Here is an 11,653-nt window from a genome sequence, read left to right on the forward strand (position 1 = left end):
CCCGCCACCACCGCGACCGGCTCCCGGACGGCCGCCCGCTCCGCCCTGCCCCTGTCCGAGCATCTCCTCGCGGTCGTCCATCATCTCCTGTTCGGCGTCTTCGCGCATCCGGTTCGCCTCCTCGGCGATCTCCTCGGCCTCGTCGAACTCGCCGAGCTCCTCGAGGATCTCGGCTTTCGTCTCGAGTACTTTCGCGTTGCGCAGGCCGAGCCGGATCGCGTTGTCGACGCAGTTGAGCGCCTCCTCGGAGAGCCCGCGCTCCGAGAGGAAGAACGCGCGGTTGAACCAGCCCGCGGCGAAGCGCTCGTCGATCTCGATGGCGCGTTCGGCGTGCTCGAGCGCTTCGCTCGTCCGGCCGAACTCCCAGAGCGCGTAGGCGAGGTTCGTCTCGGCAGTCGCGGCGTGCTCGCTCTCCTCGTCGATCTGCAGGGCCTCGCGGTGGGCCCCGATCGCCTCGTCCCACTCCTCGAGTTCGCCGTGGGCGACGCCCTTGTTCACCCACGCCTCCTGCTTGAGCTTGTCGTCCTCGGCGAAGTGGGCCGTCCGATCGAAGGCCTCGGTGGCCTGCTCGTAGCGATTGATCTGCATGTAGTTCAGTCCGACGTCGAGCAGTTCGCTCGCGTCGACCTCGTCCTGATCGATGTTGTGCTGGTCGAGCGTGTCGGTGACGACGCGGGAGTCGACGGGATCGACCTTCGACGGGTCGACGCCGAGTTCCGGCGGGTCCAGGTCGAATTCCTCGTACGGATCGCCGAATCCCTCTCCCTCGGAGAAGTGATGATCGCGATCGTCGTCTCGGTCAGTCATTACTGTAAATTGGCGGTGACGACTGTTAAGGGCTGCGACCCGGGTAGCGGCGACGTTTCGATGGCGTCGCCTCGCCGCCCGCCTCCGGTTCTCAGACCCGCTCGTCGAGGCGTCTGGTCACTCCCCGGAGCGACTGGGTCACCGCGGCCGGATGGGGCAGCCCGAGCCGGTACCGGATCCGGTCCTGATGCTTGAACGGCTCGAACACCGCGGGCTCCTCGAGGTCCCACACCCGCACGGACGAGTTCCGAACGCCGCGTCGTTCGAGGACGGCGTTCGCCGCGCGGCGGCCGGCCTCGTTGGCCGACTCCATCGAGGCCAGATCGGCATTCGTTCGCACGTAGTCGCTCGCCAGCATGAGATTGCGGACGGCGACATCCGCCGGTGGCCGGTTCCGGAGCGAGCCCACGGTGTTGATCAGCAGGGGGGACCGGTTCTCGACGCCGTCGTCCGTTTCGACGAGCGACGGATCGAGGAACCAGTCGACGAGCAACTCGTCGGTCAACCGCTCGTCGGGCCCGTTCAGGTGCGCTTTCAGCTGTACCCAGACCTCCTCGGCAATTTCCTCGCGCGTACACTCTCTGGCGGGGTTCTCGTGTACGATCCCAGGCGTGTCCCAGTCCGAGGCGATCACCGAGAGGACGCCCTCGACCGCGTCGGGGCCGCGACTCTCGAGATCGTAGCCGGTCCAGAACTGGCGCTGGGAGATCGAGGTCAGCGTCCACGGTGCGTCGGCGTAGACCTGGTGGCCGCGGCTCAGTTCGACATCCGCCGCGAGGTAGAACTGGATCCCGTTCATCCAGACCGTCTCGAGGTGCTCGATTCGCCCCAGTTCTGGTGCGGCTCGACGCAGGTCCGACGTGAGTAACTCGGGTGCGACCTCGACCGGGACGGCAAGCACGTAGTCGTCGGCTGCGACTCTCGCCCCGCCGGCCAGTTCGACTCCAGTGACGCGTTGCCCGTCGAACGCGAGACCCTGTACGGGCGTATTCGGCCGGAACTCGACGCCGAGCGTCTCGAGGTGGCGAACCCACGGATCGATCCAGGCCTCGTTCGTCGGCGCGTTCAGGACGCGCTCGGTCGGCTCGGTCGGATCGAGCTGGCCGAACAGCAACTGCAGGTAGATCGTCCCGACTGTCCGGGCGCTCCCGACCTGCGGTCGGAGCGCGACGAGCGCCTGCGTGGTGTACGCGACCCGATCGCGAAACGCCTGCGAGCGGTTCTCCGCGTCGATGAACTCCCACCAGGAGACGTCGTCGAGTTCACCCTCTCGCCGGGACTCGCAGGCGGTCAGCAGGTACAGCAACCGCTCGAGCAGGAAGCGAACGTCCTCGCGGGGCAGGTCCTCCGCGAACGCCGGCCGAAGCGCCTTGAGCCAGCCGCAGATCGTGTCGGGGGTGCGCGTCTCGGCGATCCGGCTCCGGCCCGTCGTACTCGCGATGAGCGTCGCTTCGGTCTCGACGAGGTTGTCCGCGACGGTGCCGTCGCCGTCGGGGATCCGTCTCATCGTGTCGACGACGTGCCGGTAGAACGCCGGGAAAAAACGGAAGCCGTGTTCGCCGTGTAGCGCCGCCGGGTCGTCTGCGATCGGCATCGATCGGGCCTTCCCGCCGAAGCGGTCGTTCGCCTCGAAGACGGTTACGTCGACCCCGTGCTCAGCGAGTTCGTGTGCCGCGGTGAGGCCGCCGATTCCGCCACCAAGGACGGCTACGTCGGTCATTGGAGTGTTCTGGTCGCTGATCTATATAACGGGCGTCCCTCTCCTAACGCGGTCCGGGAACCCCCGGCGTCCGCGGCCTCGCCGCCGAGGCTCATCGAGATGAAAACGCCGCGGTCATCAGTCGTCGACGGGAGCCTCGAGTTGCTCGAGGACGGCATCGGTCGTCACGACGTCGCCGTACTTGGCGTCGATGTCGAAGAGGTTCGCACGGTGTGGTCCCTCGGCTCTGTCGCCGACGGCATCGGCGGGGACGATCGTTCGATAGCCGTGCTGGAGGCTGTCGACCGCAGTCGCGCGGACGCAGCCGCTGGTTGTCACACCGGCGATGACGAGGGTGTCGACGCGGTTGGTGGTCAGTTCCGATTGCAAGTCGGTGCCGAAGAAGGCGCTGGCATACTTCTTGAGGATGACGCGCTCGTCGTCGAGCGGTGCGATTCGGTCGTCCACCTCGACGCGTTCGGTGCCGAGTCGGAGTTCCCTGAGCGCGGGTACTTTCTCGATGAACACTCCCGCATCGCCGTAGGACTCCTCGAACGCGACGGTGGTGAAGTATCGCGGGAGATCGAACGCTCGAAACGCCTCGAGGAGGCGGTCGGTTTGCTCGATGACGGCTTCGACGTCCGACCCGAGATTCGAGTCCGGATCGGTGAATGCGTTGATGAGGTCGATGACAACCAGTGCCGGTCGCTCTCCCATACCGACGGTCTCGCCGAATTCTCGTTCGTCGTAGTGGTCTTCGGTGGCTTCGATCCAGTCCATAAATTGTGTCTGTCAGGCGCGTTCCGGGTCTGTCGGGTGGCTCCTGGGCTGTCCGGTGGGTCCGGGAGCAGTCGGTGGCCGGTTCAGTTGTGACGGTCGTCGAACTCGCGGCGTTCGGCGGCGATCCGCTCGGCGAGTTCGGCCTCCTCCGGCAGGGGGCCGTAGTCGAACTCCTCGAGCTCGTCTCGTTCGTCGCGCCCGGTTTCGCGCGCCTCCTCGGTCGCGGCCCGATCCACGGTTCCGTCCTCGCTGACGATGACGCCGTACTCCTCGCGCGCGGCCTCGGTGGAGACGAGTCCCTGCCGGATCTCCTCGGCGACCAGTTCGGGATCCCGCTCGAGCGGATCGCCCAGACCGCCGCCGCCGGCGGTCCGGAAGATCAGCTTGTCGCCGGCCGAAACTGCGACGTTTTCGACTTTGGAGGGGAGTTCCTCCTCGGTCCCGTCGGTCCGGACGAGTCGTTTTTCGCTGGTCTGTGCGTGTTTCCCGCCGTCAACTCCCCACGGATAGGTGTGTGCGCGATCGTCCTGAAACGTGACTGCGCCGTCCTCTTCGAAGGTATAGACTTTCGTGATGCCGTGTCCACCGCGGAACTCTCCCGCACCGCCGGTGTCGGCGCGCGTGCTGTATTCGTCGATGGTGAGCGGGTAGTAGGCTTCCTGATACTCGGCGGGAACGGTTCGAAACAGCGGCCACCAGGAGTGGCCGTCGAGGCCGTCGCCGCCCGGCCGAGCGGGGATGCCGCCGTAGAGAATCTCCAGCATCTGGAAGTCGTTGCCCTCGGAGTCCGTCCCGGCATACACCAGATTCGGAGAGGTGCCATAGCTGCCGGCGACGCTGAAGTCGTCGATGAGCTTCGAGAAGGTCGCCTGCAGGACGTCGAACTGGCGGGCCATCAGCGGCAGGCGGTTGCCCAGTGCGGCCGGGAACTCCGGCTGAACGACGCTCCCCTCGGGCAGGTTGACCTCGAAGCGGTCGTAGTAGCCGTCGTTGAACGTCAAGAGCGGATCAAACGCCATAATGAGGAAGACGCCGGTGAACATCTTGAACATCTTCTCGTTCAGCAGGAAGTTCACCGTGCCGGGGACCTGCGCGTCGGTTCCCTCCCAGTCGAGGTGGACCGTGTCGCCCTCGCGATAGATCTCGAGGTTGAGCTTGATCGGGCCGTTACCCATGCCGTCGTCGTCGACGTAATCCTTGAAGGTGTAGCGTTCGCCCTCGGGCACGAACTCCCGGATGAGATCGATCATTCCGTCGCGGGTACGGTCAAGGATGGCGTCGCACCCTTCCAGGTAGGTCTCTTTCCCGAAGCGGTCACAGAGTTCCTGCACGCGGGCTTCGGCGGCGGCCGTCCCGGCCGCGAGCGCTTTGATGTCCGCCTCCGCGTGCTCGGGAAGACGCGTATTGTGCGCGAACGTCTCGAGGAGTTCGCTGTCGAACTCGCCTTCCTTGTAGAGTTTGACCGGTGGGAGACGCATGCCCTCTTCGAAGATAGTGGTGGCCTGGACGGGCATGCTGCCGGGCGTCTTCCCGCCGACGTCCATCAGGTTGCCCCACTGGCTGCCGAAGCCGACGAGATCTTCCTCGTAGAAGATCGGTCGGAGCAATAGCATATCCGGCGTGTGCGAGACCGCACCGGCGCACATGTAGGGATCGTTGGTGGCGATGACGTCGCCGTCGTTCAGATCGTCCCAGCCGAACGGCGCGTTCTCGATTATCGTGTCGATCGCGCTGCCGAACTGGCCCATCACCATCCGGCCTTTCCGGTCGGCGATGAGCGGAAACTGATCCGACTGCTCCCGAATGACCGGGCTGATGGCCGTCGTCTCGAGGACGCGATCCATCTCGTAGCGCGTGTTCGAGAGCGTGTTCTCGATAATATCGAGGGTCGTCGTGTCGATATCGTGGTCCCCCACGAAGTCGGGCGTGGCGTTTGCGTGCTGGCTCATTTGGAATCACTCCGCGTTATCTCGAGGTTCGCGTACCGATCGACCGTCGCCGTGTGATCGGGCTGGACGACGACGGTCGAGTCGTCGTCGGTGACGATCGTCGGTCCGTCGATCACGTTCCCGGGCCGCATCCGTTCGCGGTCGTAGATCGGCGTGTCGTGGGAGGCGTCGTCGAAGAAGACATCCTGTGTCCCGACTCGTGCGTCGCTGGCGTCCTCATCGCCTAGTTCGCTCGCTTCGAGCGTCACTCCCTGCATGGTCCCCTTGCCGATGACGCGGAGGTTCGCGATCTCGAGCGGCGCGTCCAGCGAGAAGCCAAAGCGCTGCTCGTGGCGCGCCTCGAAGTCGTCTTTGATCGCTGCGATGCCGTCCTCCGTCCGGAGGTTCGACGCGTCGATCGGGATGGACATCTGCACGTCCTGACGGTAGTACCGGCAGTCGGCGTAGTACTCGAAGGCGTGGTTCTCCTCGGCGACGCCCTCGGACGCGAGCCAGTCGGTCGCCTCGTCGTTCAGCCCCTGGTAAGCATCGTAAACTGCCTCTCCCTCGACATCCTGATCCGTCTTCAGGTAGGTTTCGGAGAACTCGTTCTGAACGTCGCTCGTCAGGAAGCCGAAGGCGCTCATGACGCCCGGCCCCGGCGGGACGATCAGCGGATACGCGTCCATCACGTCCGCCAGCGCGTTTGCGTGCATCGGACCGGCGCCGCCGAAGGCGACGAGCCCGAAGTCGCGAGGATCGTAGCCGCGCTCGACGGAGACGACGCGGAGCGCGCTGTACATGTTCTCGTTGACGATGTCGAGGATCGCCTGGGCGGCTTCCTCCACGGTACTGCCGCGTTCGTCGGCGACTGTCTGGATCACGTCGCGGGCCGCATCACGGTCGAGGTCCATTTGACCGCCGAGTTGGACGTTCGAGGGAATGCGACCGAGAACGACGTTCGCGTCGGTCACGGTGGGCTCGTCGCCCCCCTGACCGTAACAGGCCGGCCCCGGATCGGCTCCGGCGCTCTCGGGGCCGACCTGGAGCGAACCGGACAGCTGAACGCGAGCGATGGAACCACCGCCCGCACCGACCGTGTTCACGTCCACGGCTCGGGATTTAAACTCTCTGTAGCCGACCTTCGTCTGGCGAGTCGTCCCCGGTTTGCCGTCCTCCACCAGCGAGACGTCCGTCGAGGTGCCACCCATGTCCAGCGTGAGCACGTCGGGAACCCCCTTCTTCTCGGCGATAGTCGCTGCACCAACGACACCGCCCGACGGCCCAGACAGGGCGAGCTCGACCGGCCGGTGTTTCGCGGCGCCGGAACTCATCAGCCCCCCGTCGGAGCGGACGACGTTCATCTTTGCCGTCGAGCCGGCGTCCTCGAGCGAGGCGTCGAGGTCGTCGAGATAATTGATGACCTGCGGTCGCGCGTAGTCGTTGATGACCGTCGTCAGTGCCCGTTCGTACTCGCCGTACTCCGGAACGATCTCTGCAGAAATCGAGACCGGAAGCTCCGGACACTCGTCCCGAATGACGTCCCGAACCTGCCGTTCGTGCGTCGGGTTCAGATACGAGTTCAAGAGGGCGACGGTCAGCGACTCGACTCCCGAATCGGCGAGTTCCCGAACGGCGGCTCGTACCTCGTCCTCGTCGATCGGCTCCTGCTCGCTCCCCTCGGGAGAGTCGATTCGCCCGCCGACGCTCCGCGTGTCGACGAGATCGGCCAGCGGAGCCGGTTTCTCCATATCCATCCACCCGTAGAGCGGCCCCGGCGTCCACGCTCGAGCCAGGTGGAGGATGTCTTCGTGCCCCTCACTGGTGATCAGGCCGACTCGCGCGCCGGTCTCCTCGAGCAGCATGTTCGTTACGACGGTCGTGCCGTGGAACAACAGGTTCAGGTCGCTGACGGTCATGCCGGCTTTGTCGACGGCTTCCCCGATCCCGTTGATCACGCCCTCCGACGGGTTTGACGGCGTGGATAGCACCTTGTCGATCGTGAGTTCGTGGGTGTCCTCGTCGAAGACGATGACGTCGGTGAACGTCCCACCCACGTCCACTCCTAGATTGTGTGCCATTTGTTATCGTACGTGTATCAAGACCACAGCACCTCGAGTAAACGTTCTCCCAACCAGTGGTGGCTGTTTATATGTGCCTCCTCGCTCTCGAGCGAAATCGCGACGAGAACCGGTTTCGATTCCGACTGACGTCCTAGCCGAGGGTGGTGTTCAATTCGTCTCAGAGCGGTGATTTCCGAATCTCCAGGTTTTAGCATTCCGACGCGTCCCGCCCCGACTGGTCCGGCGGAGTATATAAACAGCCAACACTGGGTGGACCAACTGTCTTTCGTCGACGTGATGTAGCACACGGAAATGACAGCACGAGAACGAACGGGTCCGCTCGACGGGCTCCGCGTCATCGACATGTCCGGAATGATAAGCGGCGCGTTCGCGACGACGATGATGGGTGATTTCGGCGCAGACATCGTGATGATCGAACATCCCCGGACCGGTGACCCGATCCGCGAGTGGCCCCAGAAGACCGAGAGCGGGGAATCGCTCGCCTGGAAATCGCTGGGTCGAAACAAGCGGTGTATCACGCTCGATCTGGGCTCCGAACGCGGTCGCGAGATCGCCCTCGTACTGATCGAAGAAGCCGATGTTGTCTTCGAGAACTTCCGTCCGGGGACGATGGAGCGGTGGGGACTCGGCCCCGACGACGTTCACGAGGTCAACGAAGAGGCGATCATGGTTCGGCTCTCCGGGTATGGGCAAACGGGCCCGAAGTCGCAGAAACCTGGGTTCGGGACGATCGCAGAGGGTATCTCCGGCTGGGCGCACGCGAACGGCTTCCCCGACCGCGAACCGCTCCTGCCACCGATCAGTCTCGCGGATCTGACGGCCGCGCAGTTCGCCCTGCAGGCGACCATGATGGCGATCTTCGAGCGCGACATCGGCCGCGGCGGAAGCGGCGAGGGACAGGTCATCGACGTGTCGCTGACGGAACCCCTCTGGCGGCTGTTCTTCGGCGAGGTGGAGGCCTACGACCGGATGGAACACGTCCGCGAACGGACCGGCAACCAGCATCCGAGTACGGCCCCGCGGAATATCTACGAGACCGCCGACGGGCACATCACCATGTCCGCTTCGAATCAGAAGATCTTTGAGCGCGTCGCCGAGGCTATCGACAAGCCCGAACTCGTCGACGACCCACGATTCGAAGACAACTCGACCCGCGTCGAGAACAACGAGCCGCTCAACGCGGTGATCGAGGCGTGGACGAAACAGCGCACGACCGCCGAGGCAACCGAGACGCTTGAGGCCCACGACGCCATCGTCGGCCCCGTTTACGACATGGCGGATATTTTCGCGGACGAGCAGTTTCGGGCCCGCGATAGCTTCGTCGAGGTCGAAGATCCGGACGTCGGGTTAATCAAGACGTTCGCCCCCATCCCGAAGTTCTCCAGAACGCCGGGCGAGGTGGAGTTCCTCGGCCCGCAACACGGTGAGCACAACGAGGACGTTTACCGGGACGAACTTGGGATGACGGCCGAGGAGTACACGGAACTGAAAGAGGAGGGAATCATCTAGATGCAACTGAACGACGTGACGCTCCGGGAAGGCGATCAAATGCCCGGACGAGAGTACACCGCCGAGCAAAAGATCGAGTGCGTCCGCGCGCTCGACAATCTCGGCGTTCCGTTCGTTCAACCGGCGTTTCCAGCGACGGGCGAGAAGGACAGGACCGTCGTCGCGGAACTCAGCGGCACAACCGACGCGGAGATCATCGCGCTGGCGCGGGCGCTCGAGCGCGATATCGACGCGGCGGTCGATGCCAGTGCCGACGTCGTCGAAACGTTCGTCTCGGTTTCGGATAGACATCTCGAGCACCTCCTCGGGATGTCCCGGGAGGAGATGCTGGCGATGCTAGCCGAGGCGGTCGAGTATATCACCGATCGCGGTGTCACACCGCACGTCACGCTCGCGGACGCCTTCCGAACGGATCACGAAGCGCTGATCGAGGTCTTCGAAACAATCCCGAACGTCCCGTTCGTCACCCTCGCGGACTCCGTCGGCGCACGGACGCCCGCGACCGTCTCGTCGTCCCTCGATCGGCTCTCGGACGACGTCGACTTCTCGCGCGTCGGCGTCCACTTCCACGACGATATGGGCTGTGGCACGGCGAACGCCCTGACGGCATACCACGCCGGCGTCCAGAAGGCCGACGTGAGCGTCGCATCGCTGGGTGAACGGGCGGGGAACAGTTCGCTTGAGGAAGTGATCGTCGCCTGTGCCGTCGATCTCGGCGACGACCTCGGCATCGAGACGGACGAACTCGTTCCGGTCTGTCGGAACGTCCTCGAGACGCTCGGGGAGGAGTACGGCGGCCGAAAGGCGATCCTCGGCGAGGCGATCTCGGAACACGAGTCGGGGATCCACACCGCCGCGATGCTCAGCGATCCCGCTACGCTCGAGCCGTTCGATCCCGCCGCCTTCGGCGGTGAGCGCCGACTCGTGTTCGGCAAAGCGACGGGGAACGATGGCGCGCGCAAACTCCTCGAACGCGCGGGTGTCGAGACCGACGACGAGACGCTCTCGTCGTTCAAATCGACATTGGCCGAGTGCGGTCCGTTCGATCTGGACGAGGCGCTGACCCTCGCGACGCGGGAGTTCGGGGACTGATAGACGATCGGCTCGCCGATCGAGCTGTCGCTCGCCCCTCCACTGGTCGGGCGTATTTAGGCAAGGGTTATGTCGTGCGGACGGCTACCATACAGCTACCGACCGGCACCGATGTTTCAAGCCGAAATACACCTTCAACAGGAGAAAGCGTGTGTGCTCAACGACTTCGCAGAGTACTTCGACACGTCGTTCGACGTCGACATCGAGGAGCTCCACGATCATCTCGTGACGTTTACTATTCGGATGGAAGAGCCCCGCGACGAGTACGTCGAGTTCTTCACGGATTCCGAGCAGGTCGAGCACGTCGAGCAACTCGACGAAGCGAACTACCTGATCACGAAGACATCGTGCGGTGCGTACTCCGCCATCGACCGCAACCACGGCGTCCTCCGACGGCAGAGTCGCGTTCTCACGAACCGCCGCGTCTACACGGTCCTGTTCTTCCGCCGGGAGGACCTGCGGGCCATGATCGACGATTTCAACCGGATCGGCACCGTCACGCTGGGCAAACTTACAGAGTTCAACAAGTCGAAATCGATGCTCACTGACCGGCAACTTGAGGTCGTCACGCGCGCTCTCGAGGAAGGATACTTCGAATGGCCGCGGCGGATCAGCAGCGAGGAGCTCGCCGACGAACTGGACATCAGCCGGACGACGGCGCTCGAACACCTCCGCAAGGCGCAGTCGAAGCTCCTCACCAGCGCCATCGAGGAGAACAACCACCTAAACCTGCCCGACCGCGCTGAACCGTAGATTCCGATACCGTTCGGTCGACAGAGGTACGCTCCGTTCGGTCCGTTCCACACACCGAACGCGACGATTCCGTTGGCGGCCACGTGCCACCCCGTCGCCGGCCGCGTTCCACTCCGTTGTCGACCGAGGCCACACGTTCAATAGCTGCTCGGTCGAAGCCCTGCATATGCGACTGTTCGTCAGCGTCGACCTGCCCGACGACCTCGCCGAACCGGTCGCCGATCTCCAGGACGAGTTCGCGGACGCGAGCGGACTCAATTTCACGGACCCCGAGCAGGCCCACATCACGATGAAGTTCCTCGGCGATATCGACGATGATCGGGTTCCCGACCTCGAGCGAGCGCTCTCCGCCGCAGTCGCGGACGCGGATATCGACCCCTTCACCGTCCGCTACGGCGGACTGGGCGTCTTCCCGAGTCTCGAGTACATCAGCGTCGTCTGGCTGGGCGTCGAGCGGGGCGGCGACGAACTCACTCGACTCCACGAGTCTGTCGAGAACCGGATGACGGCATTGGGGTTCGACGCCGAGGACCACGATTTCACTCCCCACGTCACGCTCGCGCGGATGGAACACGCCGGCGGGAAGGAACTGGTCCAGGATCTCGTTCGCGAGCGCGATCCGACCATCGGCGAGACTCGAGTCGACGAGATTCGACTGACCGAGAGCACTCTCACGGACGAGGGACCGGTCTACTCGACGGTCGAGTCGTTCCCGCTCGAGTGAGCGGTGCCCGTCGGAACCGCTGGCAACGTGTTACTCCCGGGCGGACACGTCGGATCCGTCTCAGTTCTCGAGCCGCGACAGCCCGCTGTACGATACCAGTAGACCGCCCGATTGCGATATAGTCAGAAAATACAGAACTGGGTATCAAGGCTGACTCCGCCGTAGCGAACCCGACACCATGCCACCCGGACTCACTGATCGGCCGTCCGACGGCGAGCGAAGCCGGTGGCGCGTCACTCGTCGAGAGGCGCTCGCCGCGATCGGGGGCGCGGCCCTC

At 64.4% G+C, this 11,653-nt stretch carries 9 protein-coding genes; 4 read left to right on the forward strand and 5 right to left on the reverse strand.

Annotation, left to right across the window (positions count from 1 at the left end):
* From PGX04_RS31590 to PGX04_RS31610, 5 genes are all read right to left on the reverse strand, one after another.
* On the reverse strand, positions 1-807 hold an 807-nt coding region (locus PGX04_RS31590), incomplete at its 3' end, for a tetratricopeptide repeat protein (protein WP_273742091.1).
* Between the two features lie 91 nt (positions 808-898).
* Positions 899-2,527, reverse strand: a complete 1,629-nt coding sequence (locus PGX04_RS31595; RefSeq protein WP_273742092.1) for a hydroxysqualene dehydroxylase — start codon at positions 2,525-2,527, stop codon at positions 899-901.
* 117 nt (positions 2,528-2,644) lie between these two features.
* A complete protein-coding gene (locus tag PGX04_RS31600) occupies positions 2,645-3,286 on the reverse strand; it encodes an isochorismatase family protein (protein ID WP_273742093.1) in 642 nt (213 codons plus the stop codon).
* An 83-nt stretch (positions 3,287-3,369) separates the two neighbouring features.
* Entirely contained in the window at positions 3,370-5,235 is a 1,866-nt protein-coding gene (locus PGX04_RS31605; RefSeq protein ID WP_273742094.1) for a hydantoinase B/oxoprolinase family protein, read from the reverse strand.
* On the reverse strand, positions 5,232-7,295 hold the full coding sequence (locus PGX04_RS31610) for a hydantoinase/oxoprolinase family protein (RefSeq protein WP_273742095.1): 2,064 nt from the start codon (positions 7,293-7,295) through the stop codon (positions 5,232-5,234). Before PGX04_RS31610 ends, PGX04_RS31605 begins: the two co-directional genes overlap by 4 nt.
* Positions 7,296-7,589: 294 nt before the next feature.
* Here PGX04_RS31610 and PGX04_RS31615 point away from each other — a divergent pair, with 294 nt between their 5' ends.
* The 4 genes from PGX04_RS31615 (at position 7,590) to thpR (ending at position 11,376) form a co-directional block, all read left to right on the forward strand.
* Entirely contained in the window at positions 7,590-8,807 is a 1,218-nt protein-coding gene (locus tag PGX04_RS31615; protein WP_273742096.1) for a CaiB/BaiF CoA transferase family protein, read from the forward strand.
* Positions 8,808-9,899 (forward strand): LeuA family protein, encoded by a 1,092-nt coding sequence (locus tag PGX04_RS31620; protein ID WP_273742097.1) that lies wholly within the window; start codon positions 8,808-8,810, stop codon positions 9,897-9,899.
* Positions 9,900-10,052: 153 nt separating this feature from the next.
* Positions 10,053-10,652 (forward strand): helix-turn-helix domain-containing protein, encoded by a 600-nt coding sequence (locus PGX04_RS31625; protein ID WP_273742098.1) that lies wholly within the window; start codon positions 10,053-10,055, stop codon positions 10,650-10,652.
* A gap of 166 nt (positions 10,653-10,818) precedes the next feature.
* Complete coding sequence (thpR, locus tag PGX04_RS31630) at positions 10,819-11,376, forward strand: RNA 2',3'-cyclic phosphodiesterase (RefSeq protein ID WP_273742099.1); 558 nt, start codon at positions 10,819-10,821, stop codon at positions 11,374-11,376.
* The last annotated feature ends 277 nt before the right edge of the window (positions 11,377-11,653 follow it).

This window comes from Natrinema soli (assembly GCF_028618695.1).

Coding starts and splice junctions, on each gene's coding strand:
- PGX04_RS31595 (WP_273742092.1), bottom strand. CDS start 2,527: ATGACCGACGTAGCCGTCCTTGGTGGCGGAATCGGCGGCCTCACCGCG.
- PGX04_RS31600 (WP_273742093.1), bottom strand. CDS start 3,286: ATGGACTGGATCGAAGCCACCGAAGACCACTACGACGAACGAGAATTC.
- PGX04_RS31605 (WP_273742094.1), bottom strand. CDS start 5,235: ATGAGCCAGCACGCAAACGCCACGCCCGACTTCGTGGGGGACCACGAT.
- PGX04_RS31610 (WP_273742095.1), bottom strand. CDS start 7,295: ATGGCACACAATCTAGGAGTGGACGTGGGTGGGACGTTCACCGACGTC.
- PGX04_RS31615 (WP_273742096.1), top strand. CDS start 7,590: ATGACAGCACGAGAACGAACGGGTCCGCTCGACGGGCTCCGCGTCATC.
- PGX04_RS31620 (WP_273742097.1), top strand. CDS start 8,808: ATGCAACTGAACGACGTGACGCTCCGGGAAGGCGATCAAATGCCCGGA.
- thpR (WP_273742099.1), top strand. CDS start 10,819: ATGCGACTGTTCGTCAGCGTCGACCTGCCCGACGACCTCGCCGAACCG.